Origin of the sequence: Streptomyces sp. Je 1-79 (assembly GCF_025195125.1) — a bacterium.
GTDB lineage: Bacteria > Actinomycetota > Actinomycetes > Streptomycetales > Streptomycetaceae > Streptomyces.
Genome location: NZ_JAMGSL010000004.1, coordinates 192,122 through 212,359, shown reverse-complemented (window position 1 = coordinate 212,359; position 20,238 = coordinate 192,122). Strand labels below are relative to the sequence as shown.

Annotated in this window: 20 protein-coding genes; 7 read left to right on the top strand and 13 right to left on the bottom strand. The window is 72.3% G+C overall.

Annotated features, from left to right (window positions below; translation table 11 throughout):
• The first annotated feature begins 18 nt into the window (after window positions 1–18).
• Genes M5362_RS08945 through M5362_RS08935 form a run of 3 tightly spaced genes read left to right on the top strand, consistent with a single transcriptional unit; the run spans window position 19 to window position 3,239 of the window.
• Entirely contained in the window at window positions 19–987 is a 969-nt protein-coding gene (locus M5362_RS08945) for a carbohydrate ABC transporter permease (RefSeq protein WP_374214429.1), read from the top strand.
• Window positions 984–1,823, top strand: coding sequence for a carbohydrate ABC transporter permease (locus M5362_RS08940; protein WP_260226838.1), 840 nt, complete (start codon window positions 984–986; stop codon window positions 1,821–1,823). The genes M5362_RS08945 and M5362_RS08940 overlap by 4 nt, the downstream gene beginning before the upstream one ends.
• A 48-nt stretch (window positions 1,824–1,871) precedes the next feature.
• On the top strand, window positions 1,872–3,239 hold the full coding sequence (locus M5362_RS08935; RefSeq protein ID WP_260226837.1) for a GH1 family beta-glucosidase: 1,368 nt from the start codon (window positions 1,872–1,874) through the stop codon (window positions 3,237–3,239).
• Window positions 3,240–3,297: 58 nt separating this feature from the next.
• On the opposite strand, the gene M5362_RS08930 is transcribed toward M5362_RS08935, so the two are convergent.
• Window positions 3,298–4,257, bottom strand: coding sequence for an oxygenase MpaB family protein (locus M5362_RS08930; RefSeq protein WP_260226836.1), 960 nt, complete (start codon window positions 4,255–4,257; stop codon window positions 3,298–3,300).
• A gap of 128 nt (window positions 4,258–4,385) precedes the next feature.
• On the bottom strand, window positions 4,386–4,874 hold the full coding sequence (locus M5362_RS08925) for a hypothetical protein (protein WP_260226835.1): 489 nt from the start codon (window positions 4,872–4,874) through the stop codon (window positions 4,386–4,388).
• A 130-nt stretch (window positions 4,875–5,004) separates the two neighbouring features.
• Here M5362_RS08925 and sph point away from each other — a divergent pair, with 130 nt between their 5' ends.
• Window positions 5,005–6,033: a sphingomyelin phosphodiesterase gene (sph, locus tag M5362_RS08920; protein WP_260226834.1), complete on the top strand. Its 1,029-nt coding sequence runs from the start codon at window positions 5,005–5,007 to the stop codon at window positions 6,031–6,033.
• Between the two features lie 66 nt (window positions 6,034–6,099).
• Here sph and M5362_RS08915 read toward each other — a convergent pair whose 3' ends face one another.
• From M5362_RS08915 to sigJ, 3 genes are all read right to left on the bottom strand, one after another.
• Window positions 6,100–6,576, bottom strand: a complete 477-nt coding sequence (locus M5362_RS08915) for a hypothetical protein (RefSeq protein WP_260226833.1) — start codon at window positions 6,574–6,576, stop codon at window positions 6,100–6,102.
• A gap of 192 nt (window positions 6,577–6,768) precedes the next feature.
• A complete protein-coding gene (locus M5362_RS08910; protein ID WP_260226832.1) occupies window positions 6,769–7,962 on the bottom strand; it encodes an NAD(P)/FAD-dependent oxidoreductase in 1,194 nt (397 codons plus the stop codon).
• An 80-nt stretch (window positions 7,963–8,042) separates the two neighbouring features.
• On the bottom strand, window positions 8,043–8,987 hold the full coding sequence (gene sigJ, locus M5362_RS08905; protein ID WP_260226831.1) for an RNA polymerase sigma factor SigJ: 945 nt from the start codon (window positions 8,985–8,987) through the stop codon (window positions 8,043–8,045).
• A 152-nt stretch (window positions 8,988–9,139) separates the two neighbouring features.
• Between sigJ and M5362_RS08900 the strand changes: the two genes are divergently transcribed.
• A complete protein-coding gene (locus M5362_RS08900; protein WP_260226830.1) occupies window positions 9,140–9,910 on the top strand; it encodes a MerR family transcriptional regulator in 771 nt (256 codons plus the stop codon).
• On the opposite strand, the gene M5362_RS08895 is transcribed toward M5362_RS08900, so the two are convergent.
• From M5362_RS08895 to M5362_RS08880, 4 genes are read right to left on the bottom strand one after another with little or no spacing between them, the layout of a single operon-like run.
• Window positions 9,897–12,071 carry a 3-hydroxyacyl-CoA dehydrogenase NAD-binding domain-containing protein gene (locus tag M5362_RS08895; protein WP_260226829.1) on the bottom strand — a complete coding sequence of 725 codons (2,175 nt, stop codon included), beginning with the start codon at window positions 12,069–12,071 and terminating at the stop codon, window positions 9,897–9,899. The genes M5362_RS08900 and M5362_RS08895 overlap by 14 nt on opposite strands.
• A gap of 47 nt (window positions 12,072–12,118) precedes the next feature.
• A complete protein-coding gene (locus tag M5362_RS08890; protein WP_260226828.1) occupies window positions 12,119–13,336 on the bottom strand; it encodes an acetyl-CoA C-acetyltransferase in 1,218 nt (405 codons plus the stop codon).
• A gap of 44 nt (window positions 13,337–13,380) precedes the next feature.
• Window positions 13,381–14,523: an acyl-CoA dehydrogenase family protein gene (locus tag M5362_RS08885; RefSeq protein WP_260226827.1), complete on the bottom strand. Its 1,143-nt coding sequence runs from the start codon at window positions 14,521–14,523 to the stop codon at window positions 13,381–13,383.
• Window positions 14,520–15,689, bottom strand: coding sequence for a CaiB/BaiF CoA-transferase family protein (locus tag M5362_RS08880; RefSeq protein ID WP_260226826.1), 1,170 nt, complete (start codon window positions 15,687–15,689; stop codon window positions 14,520–14,522). The genes M5362_RS08885 and M5362_RS08880 overlap by 4 nt, the downstream gene beginning before the upstream one ends.
• Window positions 15,690–15,918: 229 nt before the next feature.
• Here M5362_RS08880 and M5362_RS08875 point away from each other — a divergent pair, with 229 nt between their 5' ends.
• Window positions 15,919–17,124, top strand: a complete 1,206-nt coding sequence (locus tag M5362_RS08875; RefSeq protein ID WP_260226825.1) for a trans-acting enoyl reductase family protein — start codon at window positions 15,919–15,921, stop codon at window positions 17,122–17,124.
• A gap of 15 nt (window positions 17,125–17,139) precedes the next feature.
• Here M5362_RS08875 and M5362_RS08870 read toward each other — a convergent pair whose 3' ends face one another.
• The 3 genes from M5362_RS08870 to M5362_RS08860 all read right to left on the bottom strand — a co-directional run bounded on the left by M5362_RS08870 (window position 17,140) and on the right by M5362_RS08860 (window position 18,571).
• On the bottom strand, window positions 17,140–17,514 hold the full coding sequence (locus M5362_RS08870; protein WP_260227151.1) for a VOC family protein: 375 nt from the start codon (window positions 17,512–17,514) through the stop codon (window positions 17,140–17,142).
• The gene (gene mmpA, locus M5362_RS08865; RefSeq protein ID WP_260226824.1) at window positions 17,511–17,645 is read right to left on the bottom strand and encodes a morphogenic membrane protein MmpA; all 135 of its coding nucleotides are present in this window, start codon (window positions 17,643–17,645) and stop codon (window positions 17,511–17,513) included. The genes M5362_RS08870 and mmpA overlap by 4 nt, the downstream gene beginning before the upstream one ends.
• A 233-nt stretch (window positions 17,646–17,878) precedes the next feature.
• Complete coding sequence (locus M5362_RS08860) at window positions 17,879–18,571, bottom strand: endonuclease V (protein ID WP_260226823.1); 693 nt, start codon at window positions 18,569–18,571, stop codon at window positions 17,879–17,881.
• Between the two features lie 85 nt (window positions 18,572–18,656).
• Here M5362_RS08860 and M5362_RS08855 point away from each other — a divergent pair, with 85 nt between their 5' ends.
• Window positions 18,657–18,956, top strand: coding sequence for a YciI family protein (locus M5362_RS08855; protein WP_260226822.1), 300 nt, complete (start codon window positions 18,657–18,659; stop codon window positions 18,954–18,956).
• 91 nt (window positions 18,957–19,047) lie between these two features.
• Here M5362_RS08855 and M5362_RS08850 read toward each other — a convergent pair whose 3' ends face one another.
• Window positions 19,048–20,181: a WD40/YVTN/BNR-like repeat-containing protein gene (locus M5362_RS08850; RefSeq protein WP_374214428.1), complete on the bottom strand. Its 1,134-nt coding sequence runs from the start codon at window positions 20,179–20,181 to the stop codon at window positions 19,048–19,050.
• Window positions 20,182–20,238 lie beyond the last annotated feature (57 nt).

Genomic DNA, 20,238 nt, shown 5'->3' with positions numbered 1-20,238 from the left:
GACCCGAAGGGCCGCACCGTGACCCTGACCGCCTCCGGGCCGACGAGGGCGCCCGTCCCGCCGTCGTCGGCCCGGTCCTCCGGACCGGCGCGTCGCCGCCGACGGTCCTCGCTCGTCCCGTACGCCTATCTCGCCCCGTTCTTCACCCTGTTCGCCGCGTTCGGCCTCTTCCCGCTGCTCTACACCGCCTTCGTCTCGCTCTACCGCGTCGAGCTCCAGACCCCCGGCGACATGGAGTGGCGCGGCTTCGGCAACTACGCGGCGCTGCTGACCGACGAATTCTTCTGGACCGCGCTGCGCAACACGTTCACCATCGGGGTCCTCTCCACCGTGCCGCAGCTCGCCATGGCGCTCGGCCTCGCCCACCTGCTCAACTACAAGCTGCGCGGCCGGACGTTCTTCCGCACGGCGATGCTGCTGCCGTACGCGACCTCCGTCGCCGCCGCCACGCTCGTCTTCGCCCAGCTCTTCGGCAAGGACTACGGGCTCATCAACTACGCGCTGTCACTGGTGGGTTTCGGCCCGGTCGACTGGCAGAACTCCACGCTCGCCTCGCAGATCGCCGTCTCGTCGATCGTCGTCTGGCGCTGGACGGGCTACAACGCGCTGATCTACCTCGCGGGCATGCAGTCCATCCCGGCCGAGCTGTACGAGGCGGCGGAGGTGGACGGGGCATCCCGCTGGCGGCAGTTCTTCCACGTCACCCTGCCCGGGCTCCGCCCCACGATCGTGTTCACCACGGTCGTCTCCACGATCGGCGCGACCCAGCTCTTCGGCGAGCCGCTGCTCTTCGAGGGCTCCGTCTCGGGCGGCATCTCCCACCAGTACCAGACGCTCGGTCTCTATCTGTACGAACAGGGCTGGGGCTTCTTCCACCTCGGCCGCGCCGCCGCCATCGCCTGGCTGATGTTCCTGCTGATCCTCGTCCTGGTCGGGGTCAACGCCCTGATCGTGCGCCGCCGTTCACGGAAGGAGGGCCGGGCATGACCACGCGTGTCGCCGGCCGTACGGGCCGCGGAGGCCGGATCACGTACGCGATCCTGATCCTCGCCGTCCTCGTCTCCGCCTTCCCGTTCTACTGGACGATCGTCGCCGCCAGCCGTTCCAACGCGGACCTCGCGCAGGTGCCGCCGACGCTGCTGCCCGGGCCGAACCTCTTCCGCAACTTCGAGGCGGTGATGGAGGAGGCGGACATCGGAAAGGCCCTCGTCAACTCCCTGATCGTCTCCGGCTCCATCACCGTCGGCACGGTCCTCTGCTGCACACTGGCCGGCTTCGCCTTCGCCAAACTGCGCTTCCGGGGCCGGGGCGCACTGCTCGCGATCACGGTCGGCACGATGATGATCCCGCCGCAGCTGGGGGTGATCCCCCTCTTCATGCTCATCGCCGAGCTGGGATGGGTGAACCAGCTGCAGTCGGTCATCCTGCCGGGTCTCGTCTCGGCCTTCGGGGTGTTCTTCATGCGCCAGTTCCTGGTGCAGGCCCTGCCGGACGAGCTGATCGAGGCGGCTCGCGTCGACGGCGCCTCCTCGGCGCGGATCTTCTGGTCGATCGTGGTGCCCGTGGCCCGGCCGGGGATGGCCGTGCTCGGGCTGCTCACCTTCATGGCCGCGTGGAACGACTTCTTCTGGCCGGTCATCGCGCTCTCCTCACAGGAGCCGACCGTGCAGGTCGCGCTCCGCCAGCTCGGCGGCGGGTACGTCCACGACCAGTCCGTGATCATGGCGGGCACCCTGCTGGGCACGCTGCCCGTGCTGCTCGTCTTCGGCCTGCTGGGCCGGCAGATCGTGGGCGGCATCATGCAGGGCGCCGTCAAGGGCTGAGCCGTCCCGGACCGCCCCTCCCTCCCCTCTCACAGAAGGTCTCCGTCCATGAACGCTCTCTTCCCTGACGGCTTCCGCTGGGGCGCGGCCACCGCCGCGTACCAGATCGAGGGCGCCGCCTCCGAGGACGGCCGTACCCCGTCCATCTGGGACACCTTCAGCCGTACGCCGGGCAAGGTACGCAACGGCGACACCGGTGACATCGCCGCCGACCACTACCACCGGGTGCGCCAGGACGTGGCCCTGATGAAGGAGCTGGGCCTCACGGACTACCGCTTCTCCCTCTCCTGGTCCCGGATCCAGCCGACCGGACGCGGCCCGGCCGTCCAGAAGGGGCTCGACTTCTACCGGGGGCTGGCCGACGAGCTCCTCGACGCCGGGATCCGGCCGGTCGCCACGCTCTACCACTGGGATCTGCCCCAGGAGCTGGAGGACGCCGGCGGCTGGCCGGAGCGGGCGACGGCGGAGCGCTTCGCGGAGTACGCCGGGCTCGCCGCCGAGGCCCTCGGCGACCGGGTCACCACATGGACGACCCTCAACGAACCCTGGTGCGCGGCGTTCCTCGGATACGGTTCCGGTGTCCACGCGCCCGGCCGCACCGACGACGAGGCCGCCCTGCGCGCCGCGCACCATCTCAACCTGGCCCACGGCCTGGCCGCCGGGGTGCTGCGCGCGGCCGTGCCCGCGTCGACGGAGCTCTCGCTGACCCTCAATCTCCACGCGATCAGGGCGCTGTCCGACTCGCCCGAGGACCGGGACGCGGCCCGCCGCATCGACGCCGTCGGCAACCGGATCTTCCTCGACCCGGTCTTCCACGGCCGCCTCCCGGCCGATCTGGTCGAGGACACCGCGCGGATCACCGACTGGTCCTTCGTCCGCGACGGCGACCTGGAGGCCGTCTCCACGCCGATCGACTCACTCGGGGTCAACTACTACTCCCCCTCCGTCGTCGGCGCGGGCGTCTCGGAGTCCCCCTCGCCGTGGCCGGGCGCGCCGGAGCGGGTGCGGTTCGTCCCCGCGCCGGGACCGCGCACGGCGATGGACTGGCCGGTGGACGCGGACGGCCTGTACGAACTGCTGGTCCGGCTCCGCGACGAGCTGCCCGGGGTGCCGCTGCTGATCACCGAGAACGGCGCCGCGTACGACGACTACGCCGACCCGGAGGGGGACGTCCACGATCCGGAGCGGGTGGCGTACCTCGACGCCCATCTCGCGGCCGCGCACCGCGCGATCGCCGACGGCGCCGACGTCCGGGGGTACTTCCTCTGGTCCCTGCTCGACAACTTCGAGTGGGCGTACGGCTACGGGAAGCGGTTCGGGATCGTCCACGTGGACTTCGCGAGCCAGCGCCGTACGCCCAAGGACAGCGCGCGCTGGTACGCGGAGGTGATCAGGCGCGGCGGACTGTCGCGCTGAGCCGCCGCGCGGCGCGTCTCAGCGTGCTGTCGCGCCGAGCCTGGCCTCGCGGCGCGCCTCAGCGTGCTGTCGCGCCGAGCCTCGCCTCGCGGCGCGCCTCACGCGCGATCGGCAGGTAGCGCAGTCGCTCGGGGAGTACGGGTACCACGGCCCGTACGACCCGGGCGAGGCGGCGGAGCCGGCGCTCCTGCGCGTCGGTCCACTCCAGGCCGACGGCCTCGCGGGCGTCCGGCGGCATCAGGCCGATGGTGACGAAGGCGCGGAAGCGGGCGAGCCGGGGCAGGAGGACCGGCCACAGCGCCCGGAGCAGCAGCCGCAGCGGAAGGGGACCACGGTCGGGCGGCGGCACCGGCTGGTCGGTGGCGACCAGCTCGCGCAGGACGACGGTGGCCTCGAGCTCGCCGAGCATCTTCCGGTAGTAGGGCCAGAAATCCTCGACGGTCTGGGGCATGTCCCGGTCGTGGATGCCGAGGATGCGGCCGACCTGGAGCCACTCGGAGTAGAGCCGACGCTCCTGGGCCTCGGTGAGCGGGCGGTGCAGCAGGCGCAGACCGTGCTGGTAGACGGGGAAGCCGGTGGCGTGCACCCAGGCGTAGTTGGACGGGGTGAGCGCGTGGTAGCGGCGGCCGTGGGCGTCGGTGCCCTGGATCGTCCGGTGGAGCGCGCGGAGCCGGCGGCCTTCCTCGGCGGCGGCCTCGCCTCCGTACACCCAGAGCAGGGCGGAGCGCAGGGAGCGCTCGCCGCGGCCCCAGGGGTCGGTGCGGAAGACGGAGTATTGGTCGACGCCGGCTCCCACGGCGGGGTGGGCGACCTGGAGGGCGAGGGCGGAGGGCAGCATCAGAAGCCCCCGGACGTCGCCGGCGACGCTCCAGAGGACCCCACCGACGGGAGGCGGCGCGGGTGCGTCCCGCGTGGGCGCGCGGCCCTCGTCCGCCGCGGTGCCTGCCGAGCCCACCGGGGCGTCCGTAGGGGCCGAGCGCCGCGCCGCACCGCCCGGGGGGCTCTTCGGTCCGGTCATGCGGGCACTCTCCTCACGTTCTCAGCCTGCCTCGGCCGGCCGTCTCCGGCAAAGGGCGCACATGGATCGGGGCCGTACTCCGGGCCTCGGCCCGGGGTACGGCCCCGATCTCGTGGTGCGTGTGGGCGTCAGCCCCGGTCGGCGCCGACCGGCTCGCCGACGATGCGGCCGGCCAGGGCGCGCGCCCAGGCCTCGACGTCCTGGTTGAGCTCGCGCTCGGCGGAGGCGCGCTCGGTGGCGATGCGCTCGGCACCGGCGGCGAGGATCGCGTCGCGCTCGCGGACACCCTCGGCGCGGGCGGCGGCGATGGCGGCCGCGCCCTCCTCGGTGGCCTGCGAGCGGATGCGGGCCGCCTCGTGGCGGGCGTCGGCCAGCTCGGCCTCGTACTGCTCGCGGATCTGCGTGGCCTCGGCGCGCAGGTCGTCGGCGCGCTCGGTGCCGCCGGCGATGGCGTCCTCGCGCTGGGCGAGGGTCCGGTTGATCTTCGGCAGGATGCCCTTCGCCAGGATGAGGAAGGTGAGGGCGAACAACACCACGCCGAGGATGAGCTCAGCGGTGACGGGGTTGAGCGGACCGAGGTCCATGTCGAAAATCGTCGAATTCTGCGCGAGGGTCATGCGCGCATGATACCCGCTCGGAATCGCCGCCTTCTCCGGCGGTCCTCGACCGTCGGCACGTTCATGCTGACATGACCGCGCAAGATTCCTGGCACCCAATGGCTACCGCAAGGTAACTACGGCTGATTTGATGTGCCGCGCCGCTCCAACCCCCCACCTACACACGGGAGTTTCAGTGCCGCTCGCCGCACACCGCCGTCGTGCCTCCGGCGCCGCCCTGTCCCTGGCCCTCGCCGCCGCGACCCTGGCCACGGCAGCCCCCTCGGCCTCTGCCTCGGCCGCCGAGGCCCCGCGCCTGAAGGTGCTCAGCTACAACGCCTTCCTCTTCAGCAAGACGCTCTACCCGAACTGGGGACAGGACCACCGGGCCAAGGCGATACCCGCCGCCTCCTTCTACCAGGGCCACGACGTCGTCGTGATCCAGGAGGCCTTCGACAACTCCTCCTCGGACGCGCTCAAGGCGAATTCGGCCGCCCAGTACCCGTACCAGACCCCCGTCATGGGCCGCAGCAAGTCCGGCTGGGACGCCACCGGCGGGGCCTACTCCGCCACGACGCCGGAGGACGGCGGCGTGACGATCCTCAGCAAGTGGCCGATCGTCCGCAAGGAGCAGTACGTCTACAAGGACGCGTGCGGCGCGGACTGGTACTCGAACAAGGGCTTCGTCTACACCGTCCTCGACGTGAACGGCACCAAGGTCCACGTCGTCGGCACCCACGCCCAGTCCACCGACCCGGGCTGCTCCGCGGGCGAGGCGGCCCAGATGCGCAGCCGCCAGTTCAAGGCGATGGACGCCTTCCTCGACGCCAAGAACATCCCGGCGAACGAGCAGGTCATCGTGGCCGGCGACATGAACGTCGACTCCCGGACGCCCGAGTACGCAACGATGCTCGGCGACGCGGGCCTGGCCGGCGCGGACGCCCGCACGGGCCACCCGTACTCCTTCGACACCGAACTGAACTCGATCGCCTCCGAGCGCTACCCGGACGACCCGCGCGAGGACCTCGACCACGTCCTGTACCGCTCGGGCAACGCGCGCCCGGCGAACTGGACGAACCACGTGGTCCTGGAGAAGAGCGCGCCCTGGACGGTCTCCAGCTGGGGCACGCAGTACACGTACACCAACCTGTCCGACCACTACCCGGTGACCGCGTTCTGACCGGGAACCGTCCGACCTGACCGCACCCGGCCCGCCGCGCCTCGCGCCCGGCGGGCCGGGTGCGTACTAGTACCCGTACACGCCGAACTGGGTGTAGACCCAGAGGCCCAGGATCCCGGCGACGCAGAGCACGACCACCCAGGAACCGAGGCTCGTGTGGCGGCTTCTGCGGGGGCGGGCGGACTTGGCCGGGCGCTCGGCGCGGGGTGCCCGGGAGGGGCGCTTGGTACGGGCCCGGGACGGTTCCGTGTCCGCGGCGGCGACGTCGGCGAGGAGCCGACGGCAGACGGCGGCCAGCTCTGCCGTACCGACGGAGAGGTCCACCACGGTCTCCGACCGTGCCGGCGCCGTGGTGCCGCCGTCCAGGAGGCGGCCGGCGCGCAGCCGTGCCTGGTCCTTGCCGCCGGTCGGGGCGAGGCTGATCCAGCGCCCGACGTGCTCACCCCGGATCACGACCCCACCGCCCCGCTCCCGGTACACGGTGTGCTCCTTCCACAGGACCGCGGCCAACTCCGCGGCCGTCTCCCTGAGTTCCGTGTACATGACCCTCCCCGTGACTGTTCCCCGATTCGAACAAGCACGTGACTCTAGCGGCAGGTACACGCCACACCGCGCGCGGGTGGGAGGGTGCCCCGTACGTCCGCTTACGCTTCGAAGTCGTACACCGCGCCGCTGTCGGACCGGGTCGGGCGGCCCGGGGCCGTACGGGCCCCGGGGGTCGGTCCTTCGGGCGCGTCACCGGGTGGTGAGGCGGGGCTCCCGGGACGGGGTCGGGGCGAGGCGGTGGCGGCGGGTCGGGAGCAGCATCGTCGGGTGGGTGACGCTCCAGACCGTGGACGCGCAGATGAGCTCCTTGATGCGGGCGCCCATCCGGCCCGTGACGACCGTGGACGTGACCTGGTCGTCGTGGGTCACGCGCTGCAGGATTCCGTCGCGGCGGCCGAGGCTGACGCACTGGGCGGCGTAGCCGATCTCCGTCTCGGGCACCTTGCGGCCGGTCAGGCGCGCGGCGAGGGCGTCGGCGGCCAGCCAGGCCATCGGAGTCGCCGTGGCGCAGGACATCCGCAGGGGCCTGCCGCCCGGCCCTTCGGCGAGGGCCGCGTCGCCGACGGCGTACACGTCGGGGTGGGAGACCGAACGCATCGTGCCGTCGACGACGATCCGCCCGGTGTCGGACACCTCCAGGCCGCTGGCGGCCGCGATCGGGTGCACGGCGAAGCCCGCGGTCCACACGGTCACCTGGGCCGGGATCCCGCCCGACGCACCCACGACCACGCGGTCCGCTTCGACGCGCGTGATGTCGGCCTGCTCGTGGACCGTGATGCCGAGCCGGTCGAACGCGCCGCGCAGGTGGCGGCGGGCCTTGTCGCTGAGCCAGTCGCCGACACCGCCGCGGGCGGCGACGGCCACCTTGAGCCCCGGGTGCGCCTCGGCGATCTCGGCGGCCGCCTCGATCGCGGTCAGGCCGCCACCCGCGACCAGCACCGTCCCACCCGGCTCCAACTCGCCCAGCCGCGCCCGCAGTCGCAGCGCCTCCCGCTTCCCGGCGACGTTGTGGGCGTGCTCGGCGACACCGGGCACGCCGTGGTCGGTGGCCGTGCTCCCCAGGGCGTACACGAGGGTGTCGTAGCCGATCGTCTCGGCGCCCCGCTCCGTGGTGGTGACCTCGACGCTCCTGCCGTCCACGTCGACCGCGGTGACCCGCGCCTGGCGGACCTGGACGCCGGTGCCCGCGTAGATGTCGCGCAGCGGGCGGTGCGGCAGGTCCTGCCCGCCCGCGAGCTGGTGCAGACGCACGCGCTCGACGAACTCGGTGTCGCCGTTGACCAGGGTGATCTCGACGTCGTCGCGGTGCAGCCGCTTGGCGAGGCGACCGGCGGTGATGGCTCCGGCGTACCCGGCTCCGAGGACGACAATGCGGTGCTTCATGGCTCGCTCCTATCCGGTGGGACTCACCTCCTGAACCGGACAGCCCTGCGATCCCTGACAACCCCCGGGTGTGACGTGGGTCACCACATCTCCGCGAGGGGGCGATGGGGGCCGTCGGCCGCCCACTGGCGCGTGATGCGTTCCAGCTTGTCGGGGTTGACCTGGATGTGGAGCGCCCCGACGCCGCCGGGGGCCGTGTCGAGGGAGAGGACGCCGACGACCCGCTCGCCGACCGCCACCAGCACGGCGGGTCCGCCGTTGACGACGGCGGAGTGGAACGCCGGCCGGCCGCCGACGATGGCGCGCTTGTGATCGGCCGGCCGGAACAGACCCCGTAGGTACCGCGCGATCCCGAGCGCGCCGACGACCGGGGCCCGGCGGGCCGGAACCCGCGGGCCGCCGTCGGCCACGCTGACCGCGTCGTCGGTCAGCAGCCGGATCAGCGGCTCGGTGTCACCGCTGAGCGCCGCGGCGAGGAACTCCTCGACGACCTTCCGCGCGGCGGCCGCGTCGACCTCGGTACGGGCCCGGTCGGTGGAGAGGTGCTGCTTGGCGCGCCGGTAGATCTGCTGGCAGTTCGCCTCGGTGAGGTCGAGGATCTCCGCGATCTCACGGTGCGCGTACCCGAACGCCTCGCGCAGCACGTACACCACGCGTTCGTTGGGCGACAGCCGCTCCATGAGGGTGAGCATCGCGATGGAGACCGACTCGCGCTGCTCGACGGTGTCGGCCGGGCCGAGCATCCGGTCACCGGCGAGGACCGGCTCCGGGAGCCACTGCCCGACATAGGTCTCCCGCCTGGCCCGCGCGGAGGTGAGCTGGTTGAGGCAGAGGTTGGTGAGCACCTTCGTCAGCCACGCCTCGGGCGTCTCGATCCGTTCCCGGTCCGCCGCGTGCCACCGCAGGAACGTGTCCTGCACCGCGTCCTCGGCGTCACCGGCCGATCCCAACAGCCGGTAGGCGATGGCCTCCAGACGGCCCCTGGAGCTCTCGAACAGATCGGTCTCGTACATGCGGAGCGACATCACGCCATGATCGGCCATGTGCGCGGGCGGCGTCCACCCGCCCCGACATCGCCCGGAGCCGCGGAGCGACCTCGCGCGCGGCCTTTTACAACACTGATGAGACAGCAATACTGTTGCACCGAGGCGACGGCACCGGAAGCGAGGCACCTCAGATGGCCACCGAGACCGAGGCGCAGCCCGAACAGCCCGACCGGCCGGAGCAGCGCGATGGCGCGCCGACGTTCACCGTCGACGAGCTGGCGGCCCGGGCCGGCGTCACCGTGCGGACCGTCCGCTTCTACGGCACCAAGGGGCTGCTGCCGCCGCCTGTCATCGGTCCGCGCCGGGTCGGGCACTACGGGCCCGGCCACCTCTCCCGCCTGGCCCTGATCGAGGAGCTCCAGCGCCAGGGGATGACCCTCGCCGCGATCGAACGCTACCTGCACCAGCTGCCGCCGGACCTCAGCGAGCGCGACCTCGCCGTCCACCGGGCCCTGGTCGCCGCCTGGGCGCCCGAGTCCGCCGAGGAGATCACCCGGCGCGAGCTGGAGCGGCGCGCCGGGCGGGCCCTCGCCGACGAGGACGTCGACCGCCTCGCCGCCATGGGGGTCCTCGACAAGGGCGCCGACCCGGACGTCTTCCGCCTCGACGCCTCGCTGCTGCGGCTCGGCGTCGAGCTGCTCGACGTGCCCATCGCGCACGAGACGATCCTCGCCTCCCGCACCGTCCTCCTGGAGCACGCCCGCCTGGCGGCCCAGGAGTTGTCCCGGCTCTTCCGGGAGGAGGTCTGGAACCCCTACCGGGAGAGCGCCGAGGACCCGGACCACCTCGCCGCAATGAAGTCGCTCTCCGCGCACATGCAGCCGATGGTGATCCAGGCCCTCGTCACCGCCTTCCAGCGCTCCCTCAGCGAGGAGCTGCGGACGGCTTTCAGGAGTCCGTGAACACCTCGCCCCGCTCCGCCTTCTCCACCAGCAGCGCCGGCGGCAGGAAGCGGTCCCCGTACTTCTCCGCCAGCTCACGCGCGCGTGCCACGAAACCGGGAAGCCCGCCCTCGTAGCCGTTGATGTACTGGAGCACACCACCGGTCCAGGCCGGGAAGCCGATCCCCATGATGGAGCCGATGTTGGCGTCGGCGACCGAGATGAGGACGTTCTCCTCCAGGCAGCGGACCGAGTCCAGCGCCTCGGAGAAGAGCATCCGCTCCTTCATGTCCTCGAAGGGGATCTCGACGTCGGCCCGGGTGAAGTGCTCGCGCAGGCCGGGCCAGAGGCCGATCCGCTTGCCGCTCTCGTCGTACGCGTAGAAGCCCGCGCCGCCGCTGCGTCCCGTACGCCCGAACTCGTCCACCATCCGGTCGATCACCGCGTCCGAGGGGTGCCCGGCCCAGGTGCCGCCGGCCTCCTCGACCGCGCGCCGGGTCTCGTTGCGGATCTTCCGGGGCAGCGTGAGGGTCAGCTCGTCCATCAGGGAGAGCACCTTGGCCGGGTAGCCGGCCTGCGCGGCCGCCTGCTCGACCGAGGCCGGGTCGGCGCCCTCGCCGACCATCGCCACGCCCTCGTTGATGAACTGGCCGATCACCCGGGAGGTGAAGAAGCCGCGCGAGTCGTTGACGACGATCGGGGTCTTCTTGATCTGCCGTACCAGGTCGAAGGCGCGGGCCAGGGCCTCGTCGCCGGTGCGCTCGCCCTTGATGATCTCCACCAGCGGCATCTTGTCGACCGGCGAGAAGAAGTGCAGTCCGATGAAGTCGTCCGGGCGGGAGACCCCTTCGGCGAGCACGGTGATCGGCAGCGTCGAGGTGTTGGAGCAGAGCAGCGCGTCCGGCTCGACGACGTCCTGGATCTCCTCGAAGACCTTGTGCTTGAGCGCGGTGTCCTCGAAGACGGCCTCGATCACGGCGTCGCAGCCGGCCAGGTCGGCCGGGTCGCCGGTCGGGGTGATCCGGGCGAGCAGCTCGTCCGCCTTCTCCTGGGTGGTGCGCCCCCGGGAGACGGCCTTGGCGCACAGCTTCTCGGAGTAGCCCTTCCCCTTGGCCGCCGCGTCCGCCGTGACGTCCTTGAGGACGACTTCGATGCCCGCGCGGGCGCAGGAGTACGCGATGCCGGCGCCCATCATGCCCGCGCCGAGGACGGCGACCTTGCGGACGGGGCGCGGCTCGATGCCCTGGGGGCGGTTGGCGCCGGAGTTGACGGCCTGGAGGTCGAAGAAGAAGGCCTGGATCATGTTCTTCGCCGTCTGGCCGGTGACCAGCTCGGTGAAGTAGCGGGCCTCGATGGTCAGCGCGGTCTCGAAGTCGACCTGGGAGCCTTCGACGGCGCAGGCGAGGATGTTGCGCGGGGCCGGGTAGGGCGCGCCGGCCAGCTGCTTCTTCAGGTTGGCCGGGAAGGCCGGCAGGTTGGCGGCGAACCGCGGGTTCGACGGGGTGCCGCCGGGGATCTTGTAGCCCTTGACGTCCCAGGGCTGCTGCGACTCCGGGTGCGCGTCGATGAAGGCGCGCGCCTGGGCCAGCATCTCCTCGGGCGTGGCCGCCACCGCGTGGACCAGCCCGTTCTCCAGCGCCCGCTGCGGGGAGTACTGGGTGCCCTGGAGCAGCACCTTCAGCAGGGCGTCGGCGATGCCCATGAGGCGTACGGTACGGGTGACACCGCCGCCCGCCGGGAGGAGACCGAGGGTGACCTCGGGCAGGCCGATCTTGGAGCCGGGGGCGTCGAGCGCGACGCGGTGGTGGGAGGCGAGGGCGATCTCGTAACCGCCGCCGAGCGCCGCTCCGTTGATGGCGGCGACGACCGGCTTGCCGAGGGTCTCGATCCGGCGCAGCGAGCGCTTGATCTCGGTGCCGGTGTCGAAGGCGATCCGCGCGTCCTCCGGGCGCAGCCGGATCATGTCCTTCAGGTCGCCGCCCGCGAAGAAGGTCTTCTTCGCGGAGGTGTAGATGATGCCGCGGATGGAGTCCTTCTCGGCCTCGGCGCGGTCGGCGATCGCCGCGATGGAGTCCTTGAACGCCTGGTTCATGGTGTTCGCGGACTGGTTGGGGTCGTCCAGGACGAGGGTGACGACGCCGGTCTCGTCCTGCTCCCAGCGGATGGTGGTGCTCTGGCTCATTGCTGCATCTCCGTAAGGCTGGTGAAGTCCGGTGGCGGGAGGGACGGTCAGACGCGCTCGACGATCGTGGCGATGCCCATGCCGCCGCCGACGCACAGCGTGGCCAGGCCGTAGCGCTTGTCCTGGCGCTCCAGCTCGTCGATGAGGGTGCCGAGGATCATCGCGCCGGTCGCGCCGAGCGGGTGGCCGAGCGCGATCGCTCCGCCATTGACGTTGACCTTGTCGAGGCTGATGCCCATGTCCTTGACGAAGCGGAGCACGACGCCCGCGAAGGCCTCGTTGATCTCGACCAGGTCGATGTCGTCCATCGTCAGGCCGGCCTTGGCGAGCGCCTTGCGGGTGGCGGGCGCGGGCCCGGTGAGCATGATGGTCGGCTCGGAGCCGGAGACGGCGGCGGCGACGATCCGGGCGCGCGGGGTCAGCCCGTACCGCTCACCGACCTCACGGGAGCCGATGGCGACGAGCGAGGCGCCGTCGACGATGCCGGAGGAGTTGCCGGCGTGGTGGACGTGGTCGATCTTCTCCACCCAGTGGTACTTCTGCAGCGCGACCGCGTCGAAGCCGCCCATGTCGCCGATGGCGGCGAAGGAGGGCTTGAGGGAGGCGAGCGAGTCGGCGGTGGTGCCGGGGCGCATGTGCTCGTCGTGGTCGAGGACGACCAGGCCGCTGTGCCGGTCCTTGACGGGGACGACGGACCGGTCGAAGCGGCCGTCCTTCCAGGCGGCCGCGGCGCGCTCCTGGGAGAGCGCGGCGTACTCGTCGACGTCGCGGCGGGAGAAGCCCTCGATGGTGGCGATGAGGTCGGCGCCGATGCCCTGGGGCACGAAGCCGGTCTCGTAGTTGGTCATCGGGTCGGCGAACCAGGCGCCGCCGTCGGAGGCCATCGGGACGCGGGACATGGACTCGACGCCACCGGCGAGGACGAGGTCCTCCCAGCCCGAGCGGACCTTCATCGCGGCCATGTTGACGGCTTCGAGACCGGAGGCGCAGAAGCGGTTCTCCTGGACGCCCGCGACGGTGTCGGGCAGGCCCGCGGCGATGGCGGCGATGCGGGCGATGTCGGAGCCCTGGTCGCCGACCGGGCCGACGACGCCGAGGACGATGTCGTCGACGGCGGCCGGGTCGAGACTGGGGAAGCGGTCGCGGATCTCGTGGATGAGTCCGACGACCAGGTCGATGGGCTTGGTGCCGTGCAGGGCGCCGTTGGCCTTGCCGCGGCCGCGCGGAGTGCGGATCGCGTCGTACACGTACGCTTCGGTGCTCACGAGAAGCCTTTCAACGATTCGGCGATGAGGGTGGGGAAGAGGGGTCAGCCGAGGAGGGAACGTCCGATGATCTCCTTCATGATCTCGGTCGTCCCGCCGTAGATGGTCTGGATGCGGCCGTCGGTGAACGCACGGGCGACGGGGAATTCGGCCATGTAGCCGTATCCCCCGTGCAGTTGCAGACAGCGGTCCGCGACCCGCTTCTGCAGCTCGGTGGCCCACCACTTGGCCATCGAGGCGTGGACCGCGTCGAGTTCCCCGTTCGAGTGATCGACGATGCACCGGTCGAGGAACGTACGGGTGACGGCGCACTCGGTCGCCATCTCCGCGATCTCGAAGCGGATGTGCTGGAGCCTGGCCAGCGGGCGCCCGAAGGCCTCGCGCTCCTTCACGTACCGCGTGGTGATCTCCAGGAGGTGTTCGGCGGCGGCGATGCCGGCCACGGCGATGGCCATCCGCTCCTGGGCGAGATTGGTCATGAGGTGGACGAAGGCGCCGTTGAGTTCGCCGAGGAGGTTCTCCTTGGGGACCTTGACGTCGTGGAAGAACAGTTCGGCCGTGTCCTGGGACTTCTGGCCGATCTTGTCGAGGTTCCGGCCGCGCTCGAACCCCTCCGCGCCGCGCTCGACGACCAGCAGCGAGAGCCCGTGCGCGCCGCCTTCGGGGGTCGTCCTCGCGACGACGATCACCAGGTCGGCGAGGATGCCGTTGGAGATGAAGGTCTTGGAGCCGTTCAGGACCCAGTGGTCGCCGCGGTCCTCGGCGCTGGTGCGGATCCCCTGGAGGTCGGAGCCCGCGCCCGGCTCGGTCATCGCGATGGCGGTGATCAGCTCGCCCGTGCAGAACCCGGGCAGCCAGCGGCGCTTCTGCTCCTCGGTGGCGAGCGAGGTGAGGTAGGGGCCGATGATGTCGTTGTGCAGGCCGAGGGCTATGCCCGGCGCCCCGGCCCGGGTGAACTCCTCGGCGAGGACGGCGCTGTAACGGAAGTCGGCGTTGCCGCCGCCGCCGTACTCCTCGTCGACGGCGAGGCCGAGCAGCCCCTGCCGTCCGGCGGCGCGCCAGGCCTCGCGCGCGACGATGCCGTCCTTCTCCCACTGCTCGTAGTGGGGCAGCACCTCCTTGGCGAGGAAGGTACGGACGGTCTCGCGGAACGCCTCGTGGTCGGCGGTGTAGAGCTGGCGCTTCATGCTTCGGGCTCCTGAGGGGCTTCGTCGCGGATCAGGGAGGGTACGGCCCAGTCCCGGGCGACCTCGTCGGTGTCGGCGCCGGGTGTGGCGGGTCCGGTGCGGACGGCGCCCGGGGTGACGGAGAAGCGGGGCGCGGGGGCGGGCTGGGTGAGGCCGCCGTGCTCGACGAAGGTGGCGCGGGCGGCGAGGTGCGGGTGGGCGGGGGCCTCACGGAGGGAGAGGACCGGTGCCACACAGGCGTCGGTCCCCTCGAAGACGGCGGTCCATTCCTCGCGCGTACGGGTCCGGAAGCGCGCGGCGACGGTCGTGCGCAGCTCGTCCCACCGTCCGAAGTCCCGTCGGGCGGGGGCGAGGTCCTCGATGCCGAGGAGGCGCGTGAACTCGTCGTAGAACTGCTGCTCCAGGGCGCCGACGGCCATGTACTGCCCGTCGGAGGTCTCGTAGGTGCCGTAGAAGGGGCAGCCGCCGTCGAGCAGGTTGGAGCCGCGCCGGTCCTGCCAGCCGCCGGACGCCAGCATCCCGTGGATCATGCTCGCGAGGTGGGCGGTGCCGTCGACGATGGCCGCGTCGACGACCTGGCCCTCACCGTGCGCGCGGGCGTGCTGGAGCGCGGCGAGGACGCCGACGACGAGGTAGAGCGAGCCGCCGGCGTAGTCGCCGACGAGGTTGGCGGGGACGGTGGGCGGGCCTGCCGGGTCGGGGCCGATCATGCCGAGGGTGCCGGTGATCGCGATGTACGCGATGTCGTGTCCTGCGGTCGTCGCGAGAGGCCCGTCCTGGCCCCAGCCGGTCATCCGGCCGTAGACGAGCTTCGGGTTGCGGGCGAGGCAGGCGTCCGGTCCGACACCGAGGCGCTCGGCGACGCCGGGCCGATAGCCCTCGATCAGGATGTCGGCCCTGTCGACGAGGTCGAGGACGGTCTCGGGGCCGCCGTCGGCCTTGAGGTCGACGAGGACGGAGCGCTTGTTGCGGTTGGTGAGGTCGTACTCCGGGTCGATGCCGAGCCCCGCCCCGCCGGGCCGGTCGATCCGTACGACGTCGGCGCCGAGGTCGGCGAGGAGCATGGCCGCGAAGGGCCCCGGCCCGATCCCCGCCAGTTCCACCACACGCACCCCGGTGAGCGGCCCGCTCCGGGCGTTCCGGGTCGTTGCCGTCGTCGCCGCCATCAAGCCCCCAGCTATGTGACACCAATGATGTAACACCGGTGATGCTAGGAACACGTTCCACTCCGCACAAGCCCCCCGGCCGAGCAAGCGCTTGGAAATTCGCTCGGAGGGAAGGGGCATCCCGATCCTGCGCAGGATCACCCCGGCGACCACCACTGGCGGGACCGGCGGGAGGTACCGCTAGGCTCCGCCGTCGCAGGGGAAGCCGTAGGTGAAGGCGAGGGGCTGGATGGAGACCGGGAACGGCACGGGGCGGGACGCGAGCGAGCGGACGTACGACGTCGTCCTCTTCGGGGCGACGGGGTTCGTGGGCGAGCTGACCGCGGAGTATCTGGCCGAGTACGCTCCGGCCGGGTGCCGGTGGGCACTCGCCGGGCGCAGCCGCGACAAGCTGACGGCGCTGCGTGAGCGGCTGGCGGCACGCTGGCCGCGGTGCGCCGAGCTTCCGCTGGTGGTCGCCGACTCGGCCGACGCGGACGCGGTACGCGAACTGGCCGCGTCCACACGGGTGGTGGCCACCACCGTGGGTCCGTACGTCTGGTACGGCGAGGGCCTGGTCGCGGCCTGCGCGGAGGCCGGCACGGACTATGTGGACCTCACCGGCGAGTCGGAGTTCGTCGACGAGATGTACGTGCGGTACGACGCACGCGCCCGGGAGACCGGGGCGCGCCTGGTGCACGCGTGCGGCTTCGACTCCGTACCCCACGACCTGGGCGTGTACTTCACCGTCCAGCAGCTGCCGAAGGACGTGCCGCTGCGGATCGACGGCTTCGTGCGCGCCGGTGCGGTCTTCTCGGGCGGGACCTTCGCGTCGGCCCTGACGGCGATGGGGCGCGGCCGGGAGATGATGCGTGCCGCGCGCGAACGCCGCCTGTACGAACCGCGGTTGGTGGGCCGACGGGCTCGCGCACCGCTGGGCGGGCCGCGCTTCAGCGGGGAGACCGGCACCTGGGCGCTGCCGCTGCCGACCATCGACGCCCAGGTGGTGTCGCGTTCGGCGCGGGCGCTCGAGTCGTACGGCCCCGACTTCCGCTACCGGCACTACGCGTCGGTCAAGACGCTCCCGATGGCGCTCGGCGGCACCGCCGTGATCGGCGCGGGCGTGGCCGCGGCCCAACTGGCCCCCGTACGGCGCTGGATGATGGACCGTTACGAGCCGGGCCAGGGCCCGAGCGCGGAGCGGCGCGCCCGCAGCTGGTTCTCCGTCCGCTTCGTCGGCGAGGGCGGTGGGCGTCGCGTCTTCACGGAGGTGTCGGGCGGCGATCCCGGGTACGGCGAGACGGCGAAGATCCTGGCCGAGTCGGCGCTCTGCCTCGCCCTGGACGACCTGCCGAAGACCTCGGGGCAGGTCACGACGGCCGTGGCCATGGGTGACGCCCTGCTCGGCCGGCTGCGGGAGGCCGGTATCCGCTTCCGGGTGGCGTACAGGGGCTGACGCCGGGCGTGTGCCTCAGTGGCGTACGAGACAGAAGGGGTGGCCGGCCGGGTCCGCGTAGATCCGCCAGGCCCGGTCGCCGCCCCCGTCGTCGAGCAGCCACGCCCCGGCCTCGAGCACCGCGTGGTGGGCGGCGTCCTGATCGGTCACGCGGATGTCCAGGTGGAACTGCTGCTCGGGCGCGCCCCAGACCGGCGGCTGGTGGTCGGCCACGCCCTGGAAGGCGAGGACCGGCGCGCCGGCCGCGTCGTGCAGGGTGGCCCAGGCGTCGCCGACGGCCCACTGGGGATCCGGCCGGTTGATCTCACCGCCCAGCACCTTCTGGTAGAAACCGGCCAGTTCCATGACGTCGGTGCAGTCCAGGACGACGCACTGCAGGCTCCCGATCATGCGATCACCCATGCGGCGACGGTGTAGACCATGGCGCAGACCCAGGCCAGGGCGGCGAGCCCGGCGGTGGCGAGCAGGATGATCAGGCCGCGGTCGGCCGAGCGCGGCGGGGCGGTTGCGGGGGATGTCATGCATCCCAGCCTGCCGTCCATGATCGATTCTCGCCATCCGTACGCGTACTCAGTCGTCTACTCATCCCCCTAGGCCCGGTCGTCGAAATGGCTCCCGGCCGCGAGCGGCGTCTGGCGCGGTGCATCGCAAGGCGGAGGATCGCCCTCGTACTGGACGTACTCGGGCGGCTCCGACAACGCGGCGAGGTGCCGTGCCAGGCGTCGGGAGCAGGGGGCCATTTCGACGACAGGGCCTAGGCGCCCTGGGCTTCGCGCAGGGCGCGGCGGCAGAGGGAGTCGGCGTGGCGGGTGCTCTCGGGGAGGCGAAAGCGCGGGGCGAGCAGCAGCGTGTGGGCGCAGGCGTTGTCGAGGGAGACCCGGTGGCCGACGGAGACGAAGACGGGTTTGACCCCCGCCTGGGTGCGCAGGGCGCGGCCGACCTCCTCCGCACCGGCCACGAGGGGGCTGACGTCGCCGCGGGCCTGGCCGGGCGGGTCGTAGGAGAAGGTGAACGGGTTCTTCGCGACGCCGATCGAGGGGCGTCCGGTCAGCACGCCGAGGTGGCTCGCGAGGCCGAAGCGGCGCGGGTGCGCGAGGCCGTATCCGTCGCAGACGAGCAGCCCCGGGTCGGCGGTCAGCGAGGCGAGCGCGGCGAGCACCGTCGGGATCTCGCGGAAGGCGAGGAGACCGGGGACGTAGGGGAACGACACCCGGCCGACCGCCGTCGCCTCCTCCACCACGTCGTGGGTCCGGGCGTCGAGCACGACGGCCGCGGCGACGACGAGATCGCGCTCGTCGTCGTACGCGACGTCGAGCCCCGTGACATGCCCCGTGCCGGGCTGCGGTCCCGCCTCGTCGAGGACGAGCCGGGACCGCAGCTCCCCCTGCACGGCCCGGGCCGAGGTCTCGTCGGTGGGCCAACCCTCGGGAACGTCGATGATCGTCATGATGACGGCCACCCTACGGCGCCCCTCCGTCCGACAGGCGAGCTGTTCTCCCGTCGCCCGCCGGCCCGCGGGTAGCCTGGCGATCATGTTCGTACTGGAATTGACCTATACCGCCCCCGTCGAGCGGGCGGACGCGCTGCTCGACGCGCACGTCGCGTGGCTCGACGCGCAGTACACCGCCGGTGTGTTCATCGCCTCCGGGCGGAAGAACCCGCGCGACGGCGGCATCATCCTCGCCGCCGGGGTCGACCGCGCGGAGATCGAGAAGATCGTGGCGGCCGACCCGTTCACCGTCGAGGACGTGTGCGCCTACCGGATCACCGAGTTCTACGCGACCAAGACGGCCGACGCGCTCGCCCCGTACCGGGAGCAGCTGCCCGCGTAGGGGCTGTCCGACGGACCGGCGCCGGGGCTCTGAGCCACCGGCCCTGATCCGTCGGCCCTGATCCGCCGTCCCCCTGGGACCCCCGGGGCCGCTATCTCCGGCCGAGGCGGGCGATGCGGCCCTGCTCGCCGGAGGCCCAGCACGCGCCGTCCCGCGTGCAGTCGACCGTGTCGTACGAGCCGGTGTCGACGGTCCGCCAGGTGCGGCCGCCGTCGGTCGTCAGGTCCGTTCCGGTCGGTCCGACGGCGAGAGCGGCCCTGGAGGAGTGCGGGAGCCAGGCGACGCCGGAACGGTAGGCGGGCGGCGGGGCGGAAGCGGCCTTCCAGCGGCGTCCGCCGTCGCCGGTGACCGCGGCCGCCTGCGGCGAGGGCTGGTCCTTGCGGTAGTCGCCGCCGACCGCGATCCCGTGCGTACGGTCGCGGAAGGCGAGCCCGAAGACGCCCCGCGCGGGATCGCCCGCCGGAACGGTCGTCTCGGCGACGGTCCAGTTCAGACCCCGGTCGCGGGAGTGCAGCACGCGGGCCGTGGCGCCGCCGCCGGTCGCCAGCCAGACGTCCTTGGGTCCGGAGGAGACCAGGCACTGCCCGCTCGCGGCGAACCCGGCCTCGCCCGGCAGCGCCGCCGGCATCCCCTTGTCGGGGAGCACCGTCCAGGAACGTCCGCCGTCGCGGGTCGACAGGATGCGGTACTTCCCGTCCACCGGGTCGCTCATGGCGAGCCCGTTGCGGTGGTCGAAGAACGTGATGCAGTCGTAGAACGCCCGCGGGTCGGTGTTGCGGAAGGACTCCGTCCAGGTCGCCCCGCCGTCGTCCGTGCGCAGGACCCGTGACGCCTCGCCCTCCCCGATCGCGAGGACCACGGCGCGCCGGGCGTCGAACGCCTCCACGTCCCGGAGCTCCAGCTCCCCGGCTCCCGGCGGCGACACGTTCCGCCAGCTCCGGCCGCCGTCCGTGGTCCGCAGCACCGTCCCCTTCGAGCCCGCGGCCCAGGCGGTCCTGCGGTCGACGGCCGCGAGACCCCGGAAGCGGGCGTCCACGCCGGTCTCGGTCAGCTGCCAGTCGGCCCCGCCCCCCGCGACCTGCGACGCCACAGGCGAGGCCGCGCGCGGCGCTTGTGGCGACGCGGCCTGCGGCGCGCCGTGCGCCGGGGCCGTGAGGGCCAGTGCGAGGGCCGCCCCGCTCAGCCCCACCGACATCGTTCGTCTCGTCTTCCCCTTGGACGTCATGGCGCCGGAAGCTAGTCCACCCCGGTGGCCCCGTCCAGGGTGCCTCGGCCCGGGCGC